The 21,745-nt window shown below is 52.9% G+C and carries 30 protein-coding genes; 21 read left to right on the plus strand and 9 right to left on the minus strand.

Going from position 1 to position 21,745, the window contains the following annotated elements; translation table 11 throughout:
- Positions 1–21: 21 nt before the first annotated feature.
- From M467_RS19795 to M467_RS19820, 6 genes are all read left to right on the plus strand, one after another.
- Positions 22–1,014 (plus strand): ring-cleaving dioxygenase, encoded by a 993-nt coding sequence (locus tag M467_RS19795; RefSeq protein WP_021065882.1) that lies wholly within the window; start codon positions 22–24, stop codon positions 1,012–1,014.
- Complete coding sequence (locus tag M467_RS19800) at positions 1,011–1,640, plus strand: NADPH-dependent FMN reductase (protein ID WP_031199947.1); 630 nt, start codon at positions 1,011–1,013, stop codon at positions 1,638–1,640. The genes M467_RS19795 and M467_RS19800 overlap by 4 nt, the downstream gene beginning before the upstream one ends.
- A gap of 88 nt (positions 1,641–1,728) precedes the next feature.
- The gene (locus tag M467_RS19805) at positions 1,729–2,199 is read left to right on the plus strand and encodes a hypothetical protein (RefSeq protein WP_144060651.1); all 471 of its coding nucleotides are present in this window, start codon (positions 1,729–1,731) and stop codon (positions 2,197–2,199) included.
- A 66-nt stretch (positions 2,200–2,265) separates the two neighbouring features.
- Positions 2,266–3,333: a saccharopine dehydrogenase family protein gene (locus M467_RS19810; protein WP_021065885.1), complete on the plus strand. Its 1,068-nt coding sequence runs from the start codon at positions 2,266–2,268 to the stop codon at positions 3,331–3,333.
- Positions 3,330–3,830, plus strand: a complete 501-nt coding sequence (locus tag M467_RS19815) for an NUDIX hydrolase (protein ID WP_021065886.1) — start codon at positions 3,330–3,332, stop codon at positions 3,828–3,830. The genes M467_RS19810 and M467_RS19815 overlap by 4 nt, the downstream gene beginning before the upstream one ends.
- Positions 3,831–3,897: 67 nt before the next feature.
- Positions 3,898–4,692 (plus strand): GNAT family N-acetyltransferase, encoded by a 795-nt coding sequence (locus M467_RS19820; RefSeq protein ID WP_021065887.1) that lies wholly within the window; start codon positions 3,898–3,900, stop codon positions 4,690–4,692.
- A gap of 31 nt (positions 4,693–4,723) precedes the next feature.
- Here M467_RS19820 and M467_RS19825 read toward each other — a convergent pair whose 3' ends face one another.
- Together M467_RS19825 and M467_RS19830 are read right to left on the minus strand one after the other, a co-directional pair.
- A complete protein-coding gene (locus M467_RS19825; RefSeq protein WP_021065888.1) occupies positions 4,724–5,509 on the minus strand; it encodes an SDR family oxidoreductase in 786 nt (261 codons plus the stop codon).
- Between the two features lie 84 nt (positions 5,510–5,593).
- Positions 5,594–5,908, minus strand: coding sequence for a hypothetical protein (locus M467_RS19830; protein ID WP_021065889.1), 315 nt, complete (start codon positions 5,906–5,908; stop codon positions 5,594–5,596).
- Between the two features lie 147 nt (positions 5,909–6,055).
- Here M467_RS19830 and M467_RS19835 point away from each other — a divergent pair, with 147 nt between their 5' ends.
- The 4 genes from M467_RS19835 to M467_RS19850 all read left to right on the plus strand — a co-directional run bounded on the left by M467_RS19835 (position 6,056) and on the right by M467_RS19850 (position 8,710).
- Positions 6,056–6,361 (plus strand): hypothetical protein, encoded by a 306-nt coding sequence (locus M467_RS19835; protein ID WP_021065890.1) that lies wholly within the window; start codon positions 6,056–6,058, stop codon positions 6,359–6,361.
- Positions 6,362–6,427: 66 nt separating this feature from the next.
- A complete protein-coding gene (locus M467_RS19840) occupies positions 6,428–7,441 on the plus strand; it encodes a S66 family peptidase (protein ID WP_021065891.1) in 1,014 nt (337 codons plus the stop codon).
- The gene (locus M467_RS19845; protein ID WP_021065892.1) at positions 7,438–8,031 is read left to right on the plus strand and encodes an NUDIX hydrolase; all 594 of its coding nucleotides are present in this window, start codon (positions 7,438–7,440) and stop codon (positions 8,029–8,031) included. Before M467_RS19840 ends, M467_RS19845 begins: the two co-directional genes overlap by 4 nt.
- 91 nt (positions 8,032–8,122) lie before the next feature.
- Complete coding sequence (locus M467_RS19850; RefSeq protein ID WP_021065893.1) at positions 8,123–8,710, plus strand: GNAT family N-acetyltransferase; 588 nt, start codon at positions 8,123–8,125, stop codon at positions 8,708–8,710.
- Here M467_RS19850 and M467_RS19855 read toward each other — a convergent pair.
- Positions 8,691–9,155, minus strand: coding sequence for a GNAT family N-acetyltransferase (locus tag M467_RS19855; protein ID WP_021065894.1), 465 nt, complete (start codon positions 9,153–9,155; stop codon positions 8,691–8,693). The two genes, M467_RS19850 and M467_RS19855, sit on opposite strands and share 20 nt — an antisense overlap.
- A gap of 70 nt (positions 9,156–9,225) precedes the next feature.
- Between M467_RS19855 and M467_RS19860 the strand changes: the two genes are divergently transcribed.
- The 3 genes from M467_RS19860 to M467_RS19870 all read left to right on the plus strand — a co-directional run bounded on the left by M467_RS19860 (position 9,226) and on the right by M467_RS19870 (position 11,377).
- Positions 9,226–10,023 carry a GNAT family N-acetyltransferase gene (locus M467_RS19860; protein WP_021065895.1) on the plus strand — a complete coding sequence of 266 codons (798 nt, stop codon included), beginning with the start codon at positions 9,226–9,228 and terminating at the stop codon, positions 10,021–10,023.
- Positions 10,023–10,202 carry a hypothetical protein gene (locus M467_RS19865; RefSeq protein ID WP_021065896.1) on the plus strand — a complete coding sequence of 60 codons (180 nt, stop codon included), beginning with the start codon at positions 10,023–10,025 and terminating at the stop codon, positions 10,200–10,202. Before M467_RS19860 ends, M467_RS19865 begins: the two co-directional genes overlap by 1 nt.
- 182 nt (positions 10,203–10,384) lie before the next feature.
- Positions 10,385–11,377 carry a M23 family metallopeptidase gene (locus tag M467_RS19870; protein WP_021065897.1) on the plus strand — a complete coding sequence of 331 codons (993 nt, stop codon included), beginning with the start codon at positions 10,385–10,387 and terminating at the stop codon, positions 11,375–11,377.
- Positions 11,378–11,394: 17 nt separating this feature from the next.
- Here M467_RS19870 and M467_RS19875 read toward each other — a convergent pair whose 3' ends face one another.
- Positions 11,395–11,874: a helix-turn-helix transcriptional regulator gene (locus M467_RS19875; RefSeq protein WP_021065898.1), complete on the minus strand. Its 480-nt coding sequence runs from the start codon at positions 11,872–11,874 to the stop codon at positions 11,395–11,397.
- Between the two features lie 140 nt (positions 11,875–12,014).
- On the minus strand, positions 12,015–12,557 hold the full coding sequence (locus tag M467_RS19880) for a TraR/DksA C4-type zinc finger protein (protein WP_021065899.1): 543 nt from the start codon (positions 12,555–12,557) through the stop codon (positions 12,015–12,017).
- Between the two features lie 154 nt (positions 12,558–12,711).
- Between M467_RS19880 and M467_RS19885 the strand changes: the two genes are divergently transcribed.
- From M467_RS19885 to M467_RS19900, 4 genes are all read left to right on the plus strand, one after another.
- The gene (locus M467_RS19885; RefSeq protein WP_021065900.1) at positions 12,712–13,236 is read left to right on the plus strand and encodes a GrpB family protein; all 525 of its coding nucleotides are present in this window, start codon (positions 12,712–12,714) and stop codon (positions 13,234–13,236) included.
- 56 nt (positions 13,237–13,292) lie between these two features.
- Positions 13,293–13,613 (plus strand): hypothetical protein, encoded by a 321-nt coding sequence (locus M467_RS19890; protein ID WP_021065901.1) that lies wholly within the window; start codon positions 13,293–13,295, stop codon positions 13,611–13,613.
- Complete coding sequence (locus M467_RS19895; protein ID WP_021065902.1) at positions 13,610–14,074, plus strand: GNAT family N-acetyltransferase; 465 nt, start codon at positions 13,610–13,612, stop codon at positions 14,072–14,074. The genes M467_RS19890 and M467_RS19895 overlap by 4 nt, the downstream gene beginning before the upstream one ends.
- A gap of 68 nt (positions 14,075–14,142) precedes the next feature.
- Positions 14,143–14,445, plus strand: coding sequence for a hypothetical protein (locus M467_RS19900; protein ID WP_021065903.1), 303 nt, complete (start codon positions 14,143–14,145; stop codon positions 14,443–14,445).
- A gap of 24 nt (positions 14,446–14,469) precedes the next feature.
- Here M467_RS19900 and M467_RS19905 read toward each other — a convergent pair whose 3' ends face one another.
- The 3 genes from M467_RS19905 to M467_RS19915 all read right to left on the minus strand — a co-directional run bounded on the left by M467_RS19905 (position 14,470) and on the right by M467_RS19915 (position 17,907).
- Entirely contained in the window at positions 14,470–15,327 is an 858-nt protein-coding gene (locus M467_RS19905) for a pirin family protein (protein WP_021065904.1), read from the minus strand.
- 122 nt (positions 15,328–15,449) lie between these two features.
- A complete protein-coding gene (locus M467_RS19910) occupies positions 15,450–16,724 on the minus strand; it encodes a hypothetical protein (RefSeq protein ID WP_021065905.1) in 1,275 nt (424 codons plus the stop codon).
- A 286-nt stretch (positions 16,725–17,010) separates the two neighbouring features.
- Positions 17,011–17,907 (minus strand): aldo/keto reductase, encoded by an 897-nt coding sequence (locus M467_RS19915; protein ID WP_021065906.1) that lies wholly within the window; start codon positions 17,905–17,907, stop codon positions 17,011–17,013.
- A 153-nt stretch (positions 17,908–18,060) separates the two neighbouring features.
- On the opposite strand from M467_RS19915, the gene M467_RS19920 reads away from it, so the two are divergent.
- The 4 genes from M467_RS19920 (at position 18,061) to M467_RS19935 (ending at position 20,108) form a co-directional block, all read left to right on the plus strand.
- On the plus strand, positions 18,061–18,672 hold the full coding sequence (locus M467_RS19920; RefSeq protein ID WP_021065907.1) for a hypothetical protein: 612 nt from the start codon (positions 18,061–18,063) through the stop codon (positions 18,670–18,672).
- 81 nt (positions 18,673–18,753) lie between these two features.
- A complete protein-coding gene (locus tag M467_RS19925; RefSeq protein WP_021065908.1) occupies positions 18,754–19,080 on the plus strand; it encodes a four-helix bundle copper-binding protein in 327 nt (108 codons plus the stop codon).
- A 110-nt stretch (positions 19,081–19,190) separates the two neighbouring features.
- On the plus strand, positions 19,191–19,703 hold the full coding sequence (locus tag M467_RS19930; protein WP_029594490.1) for a GNAT family N-acetyltransferase: 513 nt from the start codon (positions 19,191–19,193) through the stop codon (positions 19,701–19,703).
- 66 nt (positions 19,704–19,769) lie between these two features.
- Entirely contained in the window at positions 19,770–20,108 is a 339-nt protein-coding gene (locus M467_RS19935; protein WP_021065910.1) for a zinc ribbon domain-containing protein YjdM, read from the plus strand.
- 41 nt (positions 20,109–20,149) lie between these two features.
- On the opposite strand, the gene M467_RS19940 is transcribed toward M467_RS19935, so the two are convergent.
- Entirely contained in the window at positions 20,150–21,607 is a 1,458-nt protein-coding gene (locus M467_RS19940; RefSeq protein WP_021065911.1) for an aldehyde dehydrogenase family protein, read from the minus strand.
- Positions 21,608–21,745: the final 138 nt, after the last annotated feature.

Here is a 21,745-nt window from a genome sequence, read left to right on the forward strand (position 1 = left end):
GATTTTGAAGGAGCGATTCAAATGAACCATGTAAAAGGCATTCACCACGTGACGGCGATTACGAGCAGCGCCGAGAAGAACTATGACTTCTTTACAAACGTCCTTGGGATGCGTCTCGTCAAAAAGACGGTCAACCAAGACGACATTCAGACGTACCACTTATTTTTCGCCGATGACAAAGGTAGCGCCGGAACGGATATGACATTCTTCGATTTCCCGGGCATCCCGAAAGGCGTGCACGGGACGAATGAGATCGCCAAGACGTCGTTTCGCGTCCCGACCGACGAGGCGCTCACGTATTGGCAACGTCGCTTCGATCGCCTCGGCGTGAAGCATGAAGGCATCACTGAACAGTTCGGCAAGAAGACGCTCACGTTCGTCGATTTCGACGAGCAGGCGTACCAGCTCATCTCAGATGAGTTCAACGTCGGGGTCGCGTCAGGCGAGCCGTGGCAAAACGGTCCGGTCCCGCTCGAGTACGCCATCACGGGTCTCGGTCCAATCTTCATCCGCATCGCGGACTTTACGTATTTCAAACAAGTGATGGAGCAAGTCATGTTGTTCGAAGAAATCGGACAAGAAGGCGATGCGCATCTCTTTGAAGGAGGTGAGGGTGGAAACGGGGCGCAAGTCGTCGTCATTCATGACGAGACGTCACCAGTCGCGCGCCAAGGGTTCGGAACCGTGCATCACGTCGCTTTCCGTGTCGATGACCGCAGTGTCCTCGATGAATGGACGGCACGATTGCAACAGTTCGGGTTACCGACATCAGGCTATGTCGACCGCTTCTTCTTCGAATCGTCTTACGCACGGGTCGCGCCGCAAATCCTGTTCGAATGGGCAACGGACGGACCAGGGTTCATGGGCGATGAACCGTATGAGACGGTCGGTGAGAAATTGTCACTCCCGCCGTTCTTAGAACCGAAGCGGGAACAGATTGAAGCGATGGTTCGACCGATTGATACGGTCAGAAGTACAAAAACGTTTGAGAAAGAATATGAGGGCATGAAATGAGCTTTTTAAATCGTTTGTTCGGTAAACAAGAAGAACCAACCAACTCACAAGGAGGAACTAACATGTTGAAAATTGGAATCGTACTCGGATCTACTCGTGAAGGACGCGTCAGCCCGCAAGTCGGAGAATGGGTGAAAGAAATCGCGAACAAACGCGGTGACGCTAACTATGAAATCATCGATATCGCAGACTACAGCCTCCCGCTTCTCGGCGAGCCAGGCGGCGACGCAACAGGTGCCGCGGCATGGTCTGAGAAAATCGCGGAAATGGACGGCTTCGTCTTCATCGTCCAAGAATACAACCACTCGATTACAGGTGCGCTCAAAAACGCCCTCGACTACTTACGCAACGAATGGCATAACAAAGCAGCCGGCATCGTCTCATACGGTTCGGTCGGCGGTGCGCGTGCGACAGAACACTTACGCGGCGTGTTGAGCGAGCTCTTGATCGCCCACGTCCGTGTCCACCCAGCGCTCTCGCTCTTCACAGACTTCGAGAACGGGACACATTTCGCACCGAAAGACGTTCAAGTCCAATCGGTCAACGACATGCTCGATCAGCTCGTCCCATGGACAGAAGCGATGCAGACGGTCCGTACGAAAGCGGCAGAAGCTGCGAATAACTGATGACTCGACCAGCCTTTTCACGAGGCTGGTTTTTTTGTGCGCTTTTTAGTCGGGTCGTGTAGAGTGAGAGGAGAAGAGGAGGATGGACATGTGGACTAGAAAAATCATCGCGGCGTCACTTACGACCCCGGTTTATTCGTTCTTGTTGGCATGTTGGGTCGTCATCCCGCAATATCCGGATAGCGGAGGGATAGCGGACACGGTGAACGGGCTTCTCATGTTGACGGCCACCTATTTGTCAGTCAGTTTCCCGGCCATCGTCACGTACGGGGTGTTGACATCAGTGTTCAGCGACTGGGTGGCACGCCGAATGTCGATGCGGTTCGAGCCGCTCGTCTCGTTTGGCTTACATATCGGGTTCGGACTTGTTTTGCTCTGGCTTGGTGCAGGAGCGGCAGTTTTATATTGGATGATTGACCGCTACTTGTCGCATAAAGACTGTCGATTCGAAACGAGACAGGCTTGGTCGAGTCTCATCATCCCAGTCGGTGTCGTAGTGGCGGCTTTTGGCATCGTCTATTTGGGCGGTGTGATGCAAGACGTGATGCATCGTTTATAAGGGTGAAAGTTGGCAGGATAGGGAACAAAGAAAAGACATGTTTGCAGAGTTGAAGGAGGAATCGTGATGAAATGGATGATTTATGGGGCGAACGGATATACAGGCGAACTGATTGCCCGTCAAGCGGTGAAACAAGGGATGACACCGGTGCTCGCGGGTCGGCGTGCGGACGCGATCGCCAAGCTCGGGGAGGAGCTCGGGTGCGAGACGCGCGTCTTCAACTTGTCGCTTGATAAGGCGACACGCCAATTGGAAGACATCGACCTCGTGTTACACTGTGCCGGACCGTTCGCCGATACGAGTCGGCCGATGGTCGAGGCGTGTCTCGCCACGAAGACACATTACTTGGATATTACCGGGGAAATCGAGGTGTTCGAATACATTCACTCGAAGAAACGGGCTAAGCTCGCGCAAGAAGCGGGCGTGTTGCTCTGTTCGGGTGTCGGCTTCGACGTCATTCCGACCGACTGCGTGGCCCGGAAGCTGAAAGAGTTGATGCCGGACGCGACGAATCTCGCACTCGGCTTCTCGGCGGCCGCCGGTATCTCACGCGGGACGCTGAAAACAGCGATCCGTGGGCTGGGGTCGAGCAGTGCCGAACGAAAAGATGGCGAATTGACACCGTTCCCGCTGGGCGAGAAACGTCGTCACATCGATTTCGGACGCGGCAAGAAAACGGCCATCGCCATTCCATGGGGAGACGTCTCGACCGCCTATTATACGACGGGCATTCCGAACATCACGACGTGGGTCCCGGTTCCTACGGCTTACGCTTACGGGGCGCGTCTTTTGTCTTGGTTCGGTCCGATTCTCGGCAGCGACGCGGTGCAAGGGAAACTGCTCCGTTATGTTGATGAACATGTGAGTGGACCGGACGAGTCAGAACGGGAACGCTCCTCGACGTATGTCTGGGGCGAAGCGACGAACGCCTCAGGACGTAAAGTAATCGTCCGCATCAAGACGGCGAGCACATATGCCTTTACCGTGTACGGGGCGCTTGAGGTCGTGTCACGACTTGTCAGTTCAGGCCGCGTCATCCCTGGTAGCTTCACACCGGCGATGCTGTTCGGATCACACTTCATTGAAGAGATTGAAGGGTCATCCTCGTTTGTCGTTGACGAGGTCCGGCTTTGAGTGAGCAATGGGATTTAGTCGACGGAGAGCGGCGGCCGCTCGGCAAGACGCACGTGCGCGGCGAACAGTTAGCAGTGGACACGTATCATACCGTCATCGAGGTGTTCACGTTTGATGTGAACGGAAACGTGTTGCTCTCGCAACGCCATCCAGGCAAGACGCACTCACTTCTTTGGGAAGGGACGGGTGGTTCCGTTCTTGCCGGTGAAACGAGCCGTGACGGTGCCATTCGTGAACTTGGTGAAGAGATTGGTCTCTGGATCGAACCTGACCAGTTGGAGTGGGTGGCGACGTTACGCCGCGAGACATATTTTCTAGACCTGTATCGCTATCAAACCGATACTCCGTTGCAACTTGATGACTTGGTGCTTCAGGAAGACGAAGTCGTAGCGGTTCGTCTCGTCGATTGGTCAGAATTGATGGCCCTGGATGATCTCGTCCCATCTGTCCGGGAACGGTTACTTCGATTTGAGTCAGACTTGCGTCTCGCCTTGTAACGGAATCACAATCTGTTCGCAATCGAAGTGTGGTAAACTCAGGGGAGATTAGTGGGGAGGGAACGAGATGAGACGCTTAGAACTAGCCAGGCGGATCGAACGCATCAAAGCGGAAGGGACGTCTGCCTATATTCGGCATCGGAAACAGTCCCCTCCCTATGAAGGTTCGGAATTGATTGTCGAAAACAAAGGCCACGTCTTTCGGATGGGCAATACGAGTTTTGCGGTCGGCTTCGGTTTGAATCGACCGACCAGTTTTTACGATTTGCACCAGATGGAGAAATGGGTACGCGGCAAGAACGTGTCCCGCCTACATATCGAGGTTTGTCCGCTCGCGGACATGTCACTCATTCGGTTGCTCCAAGAGCGAAACTATACGCTCGACCACTTCCTGGACGTGTGGTTGCTCGACGTGAACACGTTCGTATTCCCGGATATGGAGCATGCGGTCGAACGCGTGCACGCCGATAACGTGAACGAGTGGGCTCGAGCCATCGCGGCCGGCTTTGCCGAGACTGGGACGGTCATGCAAGAGACGATCGATACCGCGAAAGGCTTCTACGCGTTACCCGAAAACCAGGCGTTTCTCGTCCGCGAAGGCGAGACGGCCGTCGCCGGCGGGATTCTTGCCGTTCAGGACGGAATGGGCGAACTGTTTTTGACGAGCACGATTCCCGCTTATCGGGGCAGAGGCTATCAGACACAGCTCATCTTGGAACGGATTGCGGCCGCAAAAGCAGCCGGTTGCCAGTACGTGACCGTGACGACGAAAGTCGATACGGCCTCAGGACGGAACATGGAGCGCTTAGGATTCATTCCGTTTTACCAGAAAGCCGTCATGAAAAGCCCAATTCTCAAATAAACAGGTCGCCCCGCGGGGCGACCTGTTGTTGTTAAAGTAATGATTCGGCACCGTCGACGTACACCTCAGAGCCGGTGACGTGACTCGACATGTTGCTCGCGAAGAACAAGACGACGTCCGCGACTTGTTTAGCCGTGCCGGATTTCCCGGCCAACGGTTGATTTCCTTCCGGATACTCGATCGGGATGACGATTTCTTCGAGCAAGGCGTCATCGCGATTCGTCGAGTCATCGATGTTCGTGTCGATGGCCCCCGGGCAAATCGAGTTGACGCGAATGCCGAATTGGGCGAGCTCGGCTGCTGCCATTTTGGCGAATCCGGTCTGGCCGGCTTTCGTCGTCGCATAGCCGCTGAACCCAAAGTTTTTGAAGTAACGGTTTCCGTTGATGGACGACGTGATGATGACACTGCCGCCTCGTTCTTTTAAATGAGGGATGGCATGTTTCACCGTCAAGAACGTGCCCGTCAAGTTCGTCTCGACGACACCGTTCCAATCTTCGAGCGACAAGTGCTCGATTGGTGTGATCGTGCCGTTTCGTCCTGCGTTCGCGAAGACGATGTCGACGCGGCCGAAACGTTCAACCGTCTGCTCGTACGCTCGTTTCATCTCGTCTTCGTTCCCCACATCGGCACTGATGCCGATGGCACGCTCTTCTCCAATCAGAGTCGCAAGTTGTTCCGCGTCTTCTAAGTTCAAATCGACGATGGCGACTTTCGCCCCGGCTTGGACGAACCGGATGACGGTGGCACGTCCGATTCCAGATGCCGCGCCAGTGATGAAGGCGACCTTCCCCGATAACAATGTATTTGAAATCATTCAATTCGCTCCTTTCAGCTTCCTGTTCTCATATTCCACCGTTCTATGAAACCTAAGCCCGTTTTCTGAAAAAAGGTGAAACGCTCAATCGGGTTGAACGTGAATCGATACCGCGATTTTCAACTTGGCGTCGCGATCGAGCTCGACCGTGACGACTTGTCCGACCTGGAGTTGTTGCACATCGTTCGCTTCTCCTGTCACTTTCGTTCGTTCGTTGATTAATATTGTCTGCAACGTTAACTCGTCGTCTGACAAGTCATGTGGTCCAATCATCAGCTGTGGGATGTCAATCTGTTCGATTCGACCTTCGATTTGATGGTCGTCCCATGTGCTGATCCAATAAACAGCAATTAAAAAAAGACCGATAAATGCCAGAGCAAAGATGAGTCGGGTTCTCATGGTGTTCCTCCTCTGTGCGATTCCGGTACGATGGTTTCCAATAGTTATTTACCCGGTTTGCAGGAATTCTATAGTGTCTTTTTGACAGGATTTTCAATTGTTGACGCGGAATAAAACAAGACAATTTGAAGAGTGGAGGCGCTGAGGATGGTTCTAATCGGAATGATTGGATTAATCGTTTTAGGATTGGTGGCATTCGGCTGGTGGACAATCGGGTTTCCACGGCGACGGATGTGGGGCGGCGTGTTGTTGCTAGGCGTGGCTTTGCTCTTTTCGCCACTGTTGCTCGTCGTGAGCGGGGAACGATTCGGTTTTGATGGCGTGATTGCAGGGTTGGTCGGATTGTCATGTGTCATCGGAGGCGGTTTCTTCTTTCTCACACTTGGTTGGACCGGGCGGCCGCAGAAAATCCGAAAAGTACGGACCCTTTCGGAAGACCCTGATTTGTTTTGAACCAGGTTGTCATCCGACTCTTGAAACTCGTACAGTGAAGGCATCGCACTTGATGGAGGGATGACTGTGTTAACGAAGAAGCACCCCCCGGCGTTACGACCGGGAGACACGATTGGAATCATCACGCCGTCGTTCCCGGCACCGGCACGGTTCCCGGAACGATACACGCGCGGAATCGAACAACTGAAACGGATGGGATTCATCGTTCGTGAAGGCTCATGCACGCATCGTTCGGAAGGGTATCGCTCGGCCTCGATTCAAGAGCGGGCCGAAGAGTTCAACGCGCTATTGCGTGACCCGGACGTCAAAGCGATCATCAGCACAATTGGCGGGACGAATTCGAACTCGCTCCTGCCGTATATCGACTATGAGGCGTTGCGACGTCAGCCGAAAATCATTATGGGCTATAGCGATGTCACGGCGCTCCTCCTCGCTTGTTATACGCAGACGGGAGTGACGACGTTTTACGGTCCGGCCATCGTGCCGTCGTTCGGGGAATACGAGACGATGTTCGCGGATGGGGAACGTTACGTGCGAGAGGTGCTCGGTTTAGAACGGACGGCACCGTATACGCTCGACGTGCCCCGAGAGTGGACCGAGGAGATGATTGATTGGTCGACCCAGGACCGGGAGAAGACGTTCCGTCCGAATGACGGCTGGCTTACCCTTCGAGACGGACAGGCCCAGGGGCGGTTGATTGGCGGGAACATGAACACGATGACCGGCTTTTTAAAGTCTGATTATTTCCCTGATGTGACCGGTGCGATTCTCTTTTTAGAAGACTCGTTCAAGACGATGGCGGACGAGGAGCGTTCCCTCAGCATGCTCAAGCTCGCCGGGGTATTCGACGTCATCAGCGGTCTCGTCATCGGCAAGCATGAACATTTCGATGCAGCCGGCGCGCCGTTCTCATTTGAGGACTTGTTGCTCGAAGTGCTCGGAGACGTCGACTTCCCGATTTTGACGAACGTCGACATCGGGCATACGTTCCCGTCCCATGTGTTTCCGATTGGCATCGAAGTCGAACTTGACGCGACGGCGGGAACGATCACCTTTTTAGAAAACGGGGTGATGCCATGATCGAGTTCATCACAATCGTCGACCACCGTCGGAAGAAAATCGGCTTGAAATCACGGGCGGACGTTCATCGGGACGGGGATTGGCATGAGACGTTCCACTGCTGGATGATGGATCACGACCGCCTCCTGTTACAGCTTCGCAGCGATACGAAGGCAGATTTCCCCGCGTTGTTCGATATCACGGCCGCCGGGCACTTGACCGCCGGGGAGACCGTTCGTGACGGGGTGCGCGAGATTCAAGAAGAGTTAGGACTCGAATTGACACTCGACCAACTGACCCCGCTCGGCGTCTTCGAAGACGTCATCGAGACGGATACGTTTTTAGACCGCGAGTTCGCCCACACGTACGTCTATTCGTATGATGGCGAAGCGTTCACGTTGGACGAAACGGAAGTGGCCGATGTCGTCTCGGTCGAGATCAAGGCGCTGCACGCACTGATTGACGGGACGAAATCCGAGGTGGAGACGACATCGGTCATCTCAGGAGAGACACGGGTCGTGACGAAACGCGATCTCGTACCACACCCGACCAACTACTGGGAGCAAGTGATGGCAGGTGTAAAAGCCGCTCAAGAGGAACGCCATGATTGAAGTCCTATGGCAACTGCTTCACGTCGTGCTCGTGGTCGGGATAGGCGGCTTGCTCATTTGGTGTTTTCGTAAGTAAAGAGGGGGAAGAAAGATGAAAACAGGACAAGACACAATCCCGCTCGGCTTGGAGACGGCGCGTCTGTATTTACGGGCACCGCTCGCCGATACGGATGCGCGTGTCGTTAACGAGTCGATTCGGAGATCGCATGAAGAGTTGAAGCGATGGCTCCCGTTCGCGCAAGACGTACCGACGTTGTCTGAGACGGAAGCGAATTTACAACGGGCGCAAGAATTGTACGGAACAGGCGAAAGTTTCCGGTATCTCATCTTTTTACGGGAGACGGGGACGTTCGTGGGGACGGTCAGCCTGTTCGGGATTGATTGGGACGTCCCGAAAGCGGAAATCGGGTATTGGCTCGATTCGACGCATACCGGTCGTGGCTATATGACGGAAGCGGTCGAGGCGGTCGTCCGTTTCGGTTGCGCCCAGTTCGATTTCAAACGGATCGAGATTCGCTGCGAGTCGACGAACGAAGGCAGTCGCTTGATTCCGGAACGGCTCGGCTTTCAGCTAGAAGGCATGCTCCGGAACGAAGACTTGTCCGCTGATGGGATGCGACTGACGGACACGGCCGTGTATGGCCTGTTGCCAGGCGAACTTAGACGGCTAGCGACATGATGCGCTGCGGGCCGATGGGGCCGTCGATTCGGCGCTTCGTGTCGATGAAGCCGACCGTCTGATAAAGGGAAAAGGCGGCTTCGTTTTTCAGATTGACCGATAGCACGACCTCGTGTTTATGAGGGAAGTGGGCTCGTACATAGTTCGGCAATTGGTGGAGTGCCGCTTTGGCATGGCCGTTCCCTTGCGCCGAATGGTTGATTGAGAACATCGAGAGCAACAATGCGTCGTCTGCCTCTGTATACGAGGCGACCCGTTCCGTATCGTGGAGCAAAAAGAAGCCGACGGGCTCTTCGGCCACGATGACGATAGGATGAATCCCGTCTAAGAGGGGGGAATCGAGGTCAATCGGAAGCGTCGTATATTTTTCTTGATCGAGCGGTAACGTGAATGTGTTCAAGACGGGCCAATGGGCCTCGCGAAGTGGTTCAAGTCTCGTCGTCATGATGAATCCTCCTCCATATCAGCTGTCTCCACCAGTATACCGAAATATAAGTGAAGGGAACGAACACGTGATGCATCCAGTGATTACTTATGTCCAACATCCACCGCTCCAAGATTTGTATCGAGCCTTCATGGACGGCTTTTCCGATTACATGATTCGCTTTGACATGAATGAGGCCCAGTTCGAGGCCGTTTTCCTCGTCCGCGATCAAAACCAGCCGACGCGTTCCATCGTCGCCTATGCGGACGGTCGGCCTGTTGCCGTCATGTTGAGCGGCGTGGCGCACCTCGATACGGGATGGGTCACTCGTTGCGGCGGCTTGGCCGTCGCCCCTGATTATCGACATCTCGGCATTGCGCACGAATTGATGCGACAGTTCGATGAACAGGCGACGGGAACGCGTCTGCTCGAGGTCATCCAAGGGAACGAACCAGCGCTCGCCCTCTATGACCGACTCGGGTACCGTGTCGTCCGAGAGATTATGTACTTTCAATCCGTACCGACCGAGACGAGTGTGGCACGGGAACGGGCCTCGATTCTCGAACTGTTCGATACGTATTATCCGGCAGCGGCGCACAAGCCGACTTGGCAAGTTGATGTCCGCACGACGCAACAACAGACTGAGCTCGTTCGAGTGGTGGAAGGTGAGAAAACCGGGGCGCTGCTCTTCCGGCGCAATCTGTTGCTTGATGTGTTCGGTCGCGATGAGGACGCCGCGTGGTTATTGCGTGCGGCCGCGGCCGAAGGGCCGATTCGACTCACGTTGACGTCGGATCGCCCGGCGTTGCTCTCGGCAGCGCGACAGCTCGGGTTCGTCCAGGACGAGATTGCTCAATTCGAGATGATCAAGCCCGGGATAGAGACGTGATGCGCGTCCTGTTGCCTGTCCTCATGATCGGTCTGATTGTCGGGAACTTGTTCACGATTCTCGGCCTGACAACGAATCTACCATCGGGCCTGAATCGACTCTTTTTGTTCGGCGGACCGGCGTTGACCATACTCGCTGCCGTCAGTATCGTCGTGATTGTCCTACAACGAAGACGATGACGCCTGACGACACATATGAAATTTGAGTGAAGTTTATGGATAGGGAATTCACGGTTTTGATATGTTCGACATACAAATGAAATGCTTCATATATTGAACTTTTCGGGAGTGGATGCTATATTCGCACTTGTAGCTTTTTAATCAAGCTAGCGAATCATCCAATCTGGAGGTTTTATCAATATATGTGGAAACAACTACTCGTCACCGTCGGTACAGGCGTCCTGATTCTATCAGGGACTTCAGCCGTATCCGCGGATCAAATTACCCCGCAAGACCTCGTCAAGACGACGAAATCGCTCCAACAGACCGAACAACGGATTCAAACGTCGAAACAATCGGTCGCCAAAGCCAAACGTCACGTCGAAACGATTGATCAGAGCTTGAAAGCAATCGATCAGAAGATTGAGCAGACCAAATCAAAACTCGCCTCATACGAGACGGCATTGCATCCGGAGTCAGCTGACAAGTCTCTATTCAAACAAGTGTTGTCAACCGTCCTCCCGAGCGCAAAGGCAGAGGCGGCCGAGTCTGAAGAGACGAAGCATGATTTGCAAGCCAAACAAGCCGAGACGAAACAATCATTAAAAGCACTTGAGTCCAAACAGGCGGACGTGAAAACAGAACGGCAAAAAGCCCGCTCGGCTCACGTAGCAGCCTATAAGCAGTTGAAAGGGCAAGCGGCCCAATTGAAAGACTTGAAGCAACAAACGACGGCGCTTGCGCCTGACAAGTTTATGATGCCCGCAACCGGACGTCTGTCACAAGGTTACGGTGCGGCAAGCGGCCAGTTCGGATATACGTTCCATAACGGGCTCGATATCGCGGCGAACGTCGGCACACCGATTTACGCGGCAGCGGCTGGGACGGTCACGGACGTCAAATCAGGCGGCCCGTATGGAAAACACGTCTTCATCGAGCATGAAATCGATGGCCAAAAGTGGACGACGGTCTACGCCCATATGCATAAAATCGAAGTGAAGACAGGCCAGACGTTGCTCCAAGGCGAAGGCATTGGCCAAATCGGCAACACGGGCAACTCGTCAGGTCCGCACCTCCATTTCGAAGTGCATCAAGGAGAATATGCTTATTCATCAAGTTCGGCCGGCAACACGGTCAACCCGATGAATGTCGCCGAAGTGCTCGGTGGCGCGTCGCCCATCAAAGCGACGTATTGACGCAACGATTCGTTGCGTCATTTTTTTGTGTCTCCCTGCTCATCATGGGTCGCGCGCAGTTCGATTAATTTCCGGAACGCCTCGTCACGGTCGAACGTACTGAACCAGCGGAAGTCGTCGTGGTCGAGAATCCGGTAATGTTGACTGACCATATTCTGTTGAATCCGGTATTTCCCTTGATGCTCAATCGTCGTCCACCAGACGTGTCCGCCCAACGTTTTCGTCGCCAGGCTCGGGTCGGTATGGGCGACGAGACGAATGAACTCGATGGGTTGATCCCCAATCAACGAATGGAGATATGGGCTTTGATTGAATAGAGCGCAGATGGCGACCGTCGTCGTCCAGTTCGCGTTCAGACGTCGCTTCTCGATTTGAATCAACGTTTTTTTCGAGATGCCGACGAGCGTACATAGTTCTTCTTGCGATAATCCTTGCTCGGTACGAATCAGTTTGAGCTTGCTTGAAATCAGTTCGGAAAACGTTTCTTTTGTATGCATACCTGCTCCTAAAGTGTATTTTTACACAGTGTATCACGCGGTATAGAAAGATGGAAGATATAGGATGAAGAAGGGCGTTTCCTCGAGCCATCAAAAAAGCGAAAGGAGAGGGACTCCTTTCGCTCGGTCACTGACTGATGTTATTCACGTGTCGGGTCATGATTGCCCTCGCTATCGGCAATCGTGTCCGAACTCCCGAAATCTTCGACTTGGCTGAACGCATCCGTGCTTTGGCCTGGTTCGTCGGTCCCATCGAGTTGTTTCCGGGCAGCCGTCTCAGATGGATTGAGCACGTCCTCTTCGACCGGACGTTCGCGGTCGGTCAAGTGCTCGTTCTCTTCTTGCTCGCGCGCGTGCTGGATGCAGAGCGTCGCCTCAGGGATGATTTCAAGACGGTCCAACTCGATGTCTTCGCCGCACACCTCACATTTGCCATACGTCCCGTTCTCAATGGCGAGCAACGCCTTGTCGACGTCACTCAAGAACTCTTCATCGAGCTCAGTTAGCGCTTGGTCGCGTTCGCGCAAGAATAATTCTTCTCCTGAGTCTGCCGGATGGTTATCGTAGTGGGACAGTTCCCCTTCGTCATATACTTCTTCCCGATTTTCCATATATCCTTCGGTCTTCGCTTTCTCTTTTAATAGACGTTCTTTGAACGTATCAATCTGCTGTTGTGTCAACATGCGGTCCACTCTCCAGTTCTGATTTCATTAATATTAGCATTTCCCATTTTGCGACGGTACAAACCTTTCGATTGGCGAAGGTGATTTCTAAACGATTTGAAAAACGGGTATGATGAAAGAGACGGAACGATTATTGTGAAGGAGGGAATGGACCATGAGAAAAGTAGAGGTCGTCCCGTATGATCCGATATGGGAGACGAAATTCAAGGAAGAGGCGTCCAAACTCGAACGCTTGTTTGAAGGGGAAATCGTCGCCATTCATCACATCGGAAGCACGTCGGTGCCGGGACTCGATGCGAAACCGATTATCGACATCATGCCGGTCGTACGAGAAATCGAGCGGATTGATGAATGGGTCGGGCACATGGAGGCACTCGGGTATCGAAGTTTCGGCGAGCATGGGATTCCGAGACGGCGCTTCTTCGCTAAAGGAGAAGACGTCCGAACGATTCACGTCCATATGTTCGAGGAAGGGGATGAAGGCGTGACCCGCCATCTCGCGTTCCGCGATTATTTGATGACGTTCCCAGACGTACGGGACGAGTATGCGGCGCTTAAACAACAATTGGCGAGCCAGCATCCGGAAGATATCGAGAGCTATATCCAAGGAAAACAAGACTGGGTATCCGCGACCGAGCAGGAAGCGACGTTGTGGTATATGTCTCGCCAACAAATTTGAAACGTTTTACCGTTTCATCTCGTACAGAAAACTAATCAGTTGAGGGGGGTCATGAGATGAAACGATTTCTCGGGAAATGTATCGAGTACGCGTTTGTCGCACTGTTATTTGTCGGCTTATTTTTTGGATTGCGCTATGGCGTCAATCACATCGTAGGAACAGACGAGATGCGTGCATACGCCTACCTGTTTCTAGGCACCGCCTTTATCATTTTCCCAGTCTCCTTGTTCGGCGGCTACTTCCTGGCCCGTCCGATTCAACACCGTTTGCACGGCAAAGAACAGGGAACGACAAACCATACGTTGCGTGGGGATGAAAAGCCGCACGGGGTCACGGAGACGCGCGACTATAAAAATGAGGGTTCGTGGCCGTTATGATGCAGTTGAAACGAACCGACGATGCGGCGTTGGTTGCGACGTTGAACAATCCAATCCATGAACATCATCTTCAGTTGGCGCCGGCTTTCTTTGCGCCTTACAATCATGCCTCGATGCAAGCGGCGTTTTCGGAGATGATGGCGCGAGACGATTATCATTTCTTCACGGCAGAGGTCGACGGGGACACAGTCGGCTACGTCTGTTTTCAAGAGCGGGTAAGTGAGGCGAACGCGTTTCGGCAAGCCGTGCGGACGCTCTATGTGCATCAAATCAGCATTAACCCGGAGGCGAAGCGACGCGGCTATGGTCGCTTGGTCATGGAAGAAGTGGAACGCTATGCCATCGCGCACGGATTTCCGTCAATCGAACTGGATTATTGGTCGGTGAACGAAGCGGCGGCCGCGTTCTATAGCGAAATTGGCTTTCAACCGAAGCGACAGTTCGTCGTGAAGCATCTCTAAAGTAGAAGATTAGTCTTGGCGTACGATAATCACGCCATTTAAACACATACGAGATCGGGGAGGATTTGATGGAGACAGTCATTTTAGTCATCGGTGTCATCGGCACCATTTCGCTCATGTTATTCATGTCGAACCAATGGTTGGGCTATGGCAAAGGCAATATCGTCATGACGCTCGATGAGCATTACACGAACTTGAATGAATATGTGCCGGCGATTTTGACGAAGCTGTATGAAGACGGGAAGTCGGCTCATTATCTCGGTGACCGGAAGTTTGAAGTGAACGGCAAGCGCTATGTCCTCGTCGAACGGACCGTCCCGATCGGTCGTGTCCCGACGCAGCAGACCGTGCTCATGCCAGATAAAAAATAAGCCACGCCCTAGGCGCGGCTTATTTTATTTGACGGCCGGGGGACCGAAACCACCGGCATGGTAATCGCGGAACGCCTGACGAATCTCCTCTTCGGTATTCATCACGAACGGACCGTGGGCGATATAGTCTTCCCGAATCGGCTTACCTGAGTAGATGAGCAGTTTCGCACGTGACGTCGCTTTGAGGCGGACCACGCTCTCACCGTCACTCGTCTCATCGTACGTGAGCGTCGCCGCGTGCGTCTTCGCAAGCGGTGTCGCTGACGTTCCGAGTTCGAGGGAACCCGCGAGAACGTAAACGAAAGCGTTATGATTCGTCGGGATGATGTGCTCATAGGCGGCCCCACTCTGTAAGCTCACTTCGCTCATCGTGATGGGGACGAGACTGTCCATCGGTCCGGTCACTCCGGCGATGTCACCCGAATAGACACGCACGTGTCCTCCGTCAATCGGCACGAGCGGTGCCTCTTCGACATATACGTTTTGGTAAGATGTCGTCGTCGTTTTAAGTGTTTTCGGCAAGTTGAGCCATAGTTGAAGCGTATGAATCAAGTCGTCGTCGACGGCCTCCTCGGCATGACGTGCCGCCCAGCCCGCATTCATATATTGAACGTCACCCGCATCTAAAATCGAATGTCCGCCATGGTTGTCGATATGTTCAAGTCGTCCGTCAATCACGTAGGTAATGGTCTGGAAGCCGCGGTGAGGATGGTCAGAGAACGTTCCCCGCTTGAACCAGTCCTCGGCCATCAAGATGAACGGGTCGAACTCGTCTTTTCGTTCCGGAGGCAAGACCCAACCCTGCTGCACGTGCGGATATCCGTTTTGTTTATAGGCGACCGGCCAATGGCTGGCGACGTCGCGCTCGAATCGTTTCGTCATCACACTCTCTCCTTTGCACTGTTTGTTGTCATTGTCGCATAGCGAGCCAAGGAGGCTTTCCGATTTTGCCTATATAACGTGTAAAGCCAGACCGGTGAGCCAGTCTGGCTTGAAAAGTGTCGTCAGTTGTTTGCTTGTCCGATGGAAAGGTCGCGCCACCGTTCGGCATCGGCGCGGAGCAATTTGAAATGTGAGCCTGTCTTCGTGTTTGTCAAAATCACATCGTCTTCCGTGTAACTGAGATCGAACGTTTGAGCACAAATGCCCTCGAACACCGTCAAATAAGGGGTCGGCGCTGGGGTTCCGGCCGTGGCCACGGCTTTTGAGCGATCGATGGCTTGAAATACGAACTGGACGGTCTCGGCGTTGGCATGATGCAAGAACGGTGCATCTTTTGATTCTGTGCCGATTAGAGCCAGTTCATGGGCGACGACGTGACGTCGATGGGCGAATTGTTGCCGCATTTTTGTCTTCAAGCGGTCGCCGTGCAACAACGTCTCTTCTTTATAGGTGATAGAAACGACTTGTTTATAAGGTTTGCCATCGCGGATGAAGGAGAAACTGAACAGTGGATAGCGCTCGTTCGGAACGAGCTTGGTCGGGAGCGTGCTCGCCTGCCGTGCCCCGAGCATTCGATCGTAGGTGGCATCCTGCGGTCGCAGGACGTCCTCATATAACGTCTGATCGGATGACAGATGGAGCCCGTACTGTTGCGTGTCTTGAGACACTTCGGTCCCTAAGCCGAGGGACAGGAACGGTTGACGTGACGATTCGTTGATGGGCAACGTGATGGTCTCACGCGATTCGGGTGATTCGAACGTGAATTCGAACGAACCGTTGAACGGCATCGTCACGTGGACGAGCGTCTGTTCGAAACCGTGACGTTTTGGATAAGGCTCATTGCCGACCGGTTTTTTCATCTCTTCGGTGAAATGGACTTGCTCGTGCGGTTGCGCAACGCGAAGGTTGGACGTCGCGGATGATGAGACGGCTTGGTCGCGGTACGGAGTGAGACTATCCGGCAACGCATCGATTTGTTTCATATAGGTGATGGTATCGGCTTGGCATTGGACGTAGGTTTGATTTTCCACTTCAAAAAATGTGGCGGTCGGAAAGACTTCGGTCGAGGCCGTCGTCGTAAGCGGTTGGCTCAATTTGACCGTGCCAATCAAGAGACGCTCTCCGTCAGGCACACGGGTGATGGCGTCCTCTGGGTAACAGGCATCAAGGACGTTCGTCCGGTCGGACTCGGTCATCTCGATTTGTTGACCAGAAGGCAGAGAGGCGCGACCTTGATAGTACTCTGGAGCCGTATGTAAACGAAATGCATGTTCTTCTTCGCATCCGAACAGGACGAACAACATGGCGAGCGTACAAAGAATCAGGTACTTTTTCACAGGGTGCACTCCTTTAATGATTAACTTTCATCATTTTAGCACCATTTTTTTGTGACTATAGTCTTAGGAAAATTAATGCGATTTTTTTAAAAAAAATCAAAAAACCCGCTCTACTTGAACTGAACGGGCTTGTTTTACACTTATGGATATGAAATGGAATTTCTCCATTTGACACGTGTCGATTTTTGACGAATAAACGTTGTAATGACGACGTTCTTAAAAATGACGAAAATCGTCGGAAATAATTAAATGGTATTAAAAGGGTTTTATTTGTTTATTTTTAACTTCAATCCACGTCACGGCCACGGGCCGCCTTCAAAATTTCGAACCATTCTTCTCGCGTCAGGTCAATCTGAAGCGCATCGACGGCGGTCCGAACTCGTTCAATTTTCCCAGATCCGACGATTGGCATGATCTTGGCCGGGTGCTTCAAGAGCCACGCGTAGACGACGGCGTCGATGCCGCCCGCTTGATGTCGATCGCTGATTTCCTCCAATTTTTCACGAAGCGGTGCGTAAGCGGCCTCGGTGAACAGTTGTCCGCCGGCAAGAGGGCTCCACGCCATGAGCGGCATCCGTTTCTCGTGGCATAGGTCGACAGTACCATCTTCAAAATGCTTCAGTTGCATCGGTGAGAGCTCAAGCTGGTTCGTCACGAGTTGGAACGGTAAACGTGACTGTAACAACTGTTGGGTTGCCGGCACATGGTTCGAGACCCCGAACGTACGCACTTTTCCGCTTCGTTGCAACGTGATGAACGCCTCGGCGACTTCGTCCGGGTCCATGAGCGGGTCGGGACGGTGAATCAAAAGCGTGTCAATCTGATCGATGGCGAGCTCCTGTAGCGAGCGCTCGGCTTGACGGATGATATGTTCTTTCGTCGTATCATAATGGTTGATGGATTGGCCAGGGTTGAAAGAGCCTGTCAGCTTGATGCCGGTCTTCGTCACAATCTCGATTTGATCGCGGAGTGATGGCTTGAGACGAAGCGCTTCGCCGAACAATCCTTCACACGTATAGCCACCGTATATATCAGCGTGATCGAACGTCGTGATGCCGAGTTCAATACATTGTTCGATGAAAGTGAGGCGTTCCTGCGGGCTCATGTCCCATTCGGCCAAACGCCACATGCCGTGAATGATTCGTGAGAATGATAAGTCTTCTGTCAGTTCGATGCGTTGCATGGTAAGTTCCTCCTCATTGTTTGTCGCTTTCATTATAAGGATAAAACAGGAGGGCGTCACTTTTGGGGCGTATTGGAAGGACATGAACCGAGTCAAACTAAAGCGATTTCAGTTATGATGAGACAGAGATGATTAGAAAAAGAGGAGTGACTTATGAATCATTACGAACAATATGCGAACGTCACGTTTGAGCAACAAGGTCAGGAAACATACGTGACCGCCGCTCATGCCGATCTCGAACTGCACGGGATTGGGCGCAGTGCCGCCGTGTTTCGCATAAAAGACACGCGACTCGTCATCAAAGTGTTCTTTCCGGATTATACGCATATCGCAGCTGAAGAGGCTGTGATTTATCGAACGCTCGAAGGGTTACCTCAATTCCCACGCTTGTATGAAGCAGGTGTGAATTATATCGTCATCGACTACATCGAGGGCAAGACGCTATTCGAATGTTTGACGGAAGGGATTTGGATTGATGCGTCGTACATTCAGCAAGTCGACGCAGCGCTCATCGCGGCACGAAGCCTCGGACTGACGCCGTCGGACGTTCATTTGCGCAATTTGATTTTGACGCCGGAAGGCCGTATTTATTTAATCGACTTGGCCCGCTTCCGCCAAGGACAGCACGTCGATCACCAATGGGAAGATTTGAAGCGGATGTATCGGTTTTATCGGCTCCGTTTCATGCCGAAGCGCTATTCAGAGCGTTTGTTGAACGGAGTCGCCTATTTATACCGCACGTTTGTGAACGATCCGAGACACTAGTCGACGGTCGTTTTTCTTTTGAAGATTAGGGAACAAAGAGGATGTGACTGTCACTTCGTTTTGGAAAAGGAGGCTGATTGTATGCATCGGATTTATGCAAATGAACTGGAGACGTTACGTGATTGTGTGGAGACGTGTAATTACTGTCTCGAGTCGTGCCTGGAAGAACATGACGTCAAGATGATGGTTGACTGCATCCGGCTCGACCGGGAGTGCGCCGCCATCTGTTCGTTTCTCGCCGAGGCAATGACGCGAGATTCGGCGTTCGTGCCCGAACTCGCCCGGGCTTGTGCGGTCGTCTGTAAGGCGTGTGCCCAGGAATGCGAGAAACATAAGCATGCCCATTGCCAAGAATGTGCGCGCGTCTGCGTCGAGTGCGCCTCGATGTGCGATCGTTTGGCAGCATAATGTGAAAAGTCAGTCAAAACGGCTGACTTTTTTATGTGGGAGCGAATCGCCAGGTGTATTTTGAAATCGAGATAAGTATAATGAAGAAAACGTATGAAAGTGGTGTTCTCATGATTCGCAATTGTCGTCGAGATGATCTTCAAGCTGTTTTACATATTTATAACGATGCCATCGTCAACAGTACCGCCGTCTATCATTACGAACCGGTGACGCTTCAAAATCGAATCGCTTGGTACGAGGAGAAAAAAGCGGCCGGACTTCCCATCATCGTATGGGAGGAAGGGGACGTCGTGATGGGCTTTGCCACGTTTGGACCGTTTCGTCCTTGGCCGGCCTATCATTATACGGTCGAACACTCGGTGTACGTCCATCCTGGATACCGCAGCAAAGGCATCGGCAACAAGTTGCTCCGAGAAATTATCCGGATCGGTGAAGAGCGGGATGTGAAGACGATGATTGGTGGCATCGATGCAGCCAATATCGCGAGCGTCAAAGCACATGAAAAGTTAGGGTTCGTCCATTCCGGTACGATTAAAAAAGCCGGCTACAAGTTCGGGAAGTGGCTCGACTTATCGTTTTATCAACTCGATTTGAAAGGCCCCGAGGCTCCGCAAGAAGGCTGACCGCTAGCTGTCGACGTTCCGAAAATACGGTATACTGGGGACAGTGAATCGAATGGAGGAATCAGCATGACAGAACTACCGAATTGTCCGAAGTGTCAATCGTCTTACGTGTATGAGGACGGGAGCTTGCTCGTCTGTCCGGAATGTGCGTACGAGTGGTCACCGAGTGAGGCGGCTGAAGCAGAGGCGGACGCGCAAATCAAAGACGCGAACGGAAACGTGCTCCAAGACGGGGACACGGTCACGGTCATCAAAGATTTAAAGGTGAAAGGGACGTCGCTCGTCGTCAAACAAGGCACGAAAGTGAAAGGCATCCGTCTCGTCGACGGGGACCATGACATCGACTGCAAGATTGACGGCTTCGGTGCGATGAAGCTCAAATCAGAATTCGTCAAGAAGGTATAAAAAAACTGTTTCGGTCCACGGACCGAAACAGTTTTTTGTGCTTATGAGAAAAATGGTTTGTATTCACGGCGTTCATGCATGACCGATACCCATTGGAGCGTCGTGAACTCCTCAAGCACCCATTCGCCGTTGAAACGGCCAAGACCAGAATCTTTCTCACCACCGAACGGCAAGTGCGGCTCATCATTCACCGACTGGTCGTTGACGTGAATCATCCCCGTCTCGACTTGGCGTGCGAACTCGGTCGCGCGATAGATTGAACCGTGGACGGCACCGCTCAGTCCGTATGGCAACTCGTTCGAGAGTTTCAGCGCCTCGGCGTCATCTTTGAACGACAGAATGACGGCGACCGGTCCGAAAATCTCATTTTTCGCGAGTGGCATGTCATTTGTGACACCGCTCACGACAGTTGGCTCGAGCACGTTCCCGTCAGCGTTGCCGCCGACCTGGAGCGTCGCACCGGCGTCGACCGTCTGCTTGATTTGATCGAGGATGCGGTCGACTTGATCGTGATCGATGAGCGGCCCGACTTGTGTATCCGATTCGTTCGGGTTGCCGAACTTCAAGGCGCGAACTCGCTCTACAAATTTTTCAAGGAACGCATCGTGAATCGACTCGGCGACGAGAATCCGGTTCGTCGACATACAGATTTGCCCTTGATGATAGAACTTCGAGTAGACGGCCGATTCGACGGCACGGTCGATGTCGGCGTCGTCTAACACGACGAAGACGTTATTCCCGCCGAGTTCGAGCGCTGTTTTCTTCAACAGGCGTCCGGCCTTCTCGGCGATGCCTTTGCCGACCTCGGTCGAACCAGTGAACGAAATGAGTTTTGGCACCGGGTGCTCGACGATGGCGTCCCCAATCTCCGAACCGCGACCGACGACGACGTTCAAGACGCCTTTCGGAAGCCCCGCCTCTTCAAATAACGAGGCGAACAGGAGACCACCTGTGACCGGTGTCGCTGTCGCCGGTTTGACGACGACGGTATTGCCCGTCGCGAGCGCGGAGACGATTGAGCGGACCGCAAGGTGGAACGGGAAGTTCCATGGGCTGATGACGCCGATGACGCCGAGCGGTTTCCGATAGACCCGGTTCTCTTTGTTCGGGACGATTGACGGTTTGATGAGCCCGTCCATGCGGAACGGGAACGTCGCCGCTTCCTTGATGATCGCCATCGATGCTAAAAATTCACCTTCTGCTTTGATGCGTGTGCTGCCCGATTCTTTGACGAGCCATTCGATGATGTCTTCTTTATGTTGTAACGTCACTTCGGCGAACTTCTCAATCAAGGCCCGTCGGTTTTGTGGGAGCATCGTCGCCCATTCGGCTTGTGCTCCTTTAGCGACATCGTACGCCTTATCGAGATCAGATTCGTCGGCCGACCGGATGGAGAATAACGTCTCGTCCGTGAACGGATTGGTGTTATCGATCGACTTGTCGCTCGATCCCTCGACCCATTGGCCATCAATGTACATCTTCGTAAAATCGGTATGCATGTTCAAACACTCCTTTATGTTTTTGCTTCACCTTAAGAAGTATTCACCTGATTTGAAAAAATAAACCTCTCGATGCGCAACTAACTTGTTTTACAAAGTAGTTGCAATTGGCAGCACCTTCCATTACTATTATGTATA

The sequence above is a fragment of the Exiguobacterium chiriqhucha RW-2 genome, assembly GCF_000416965.1.
In the GTDB taxonomy this organism is placed as follows: Bacteria; Bacillota; Bacilli; order Exiguobacteriales; family Exiguobacteriaceae; genus Exiguobacterium; species Exiguobacterium chiriqhucha.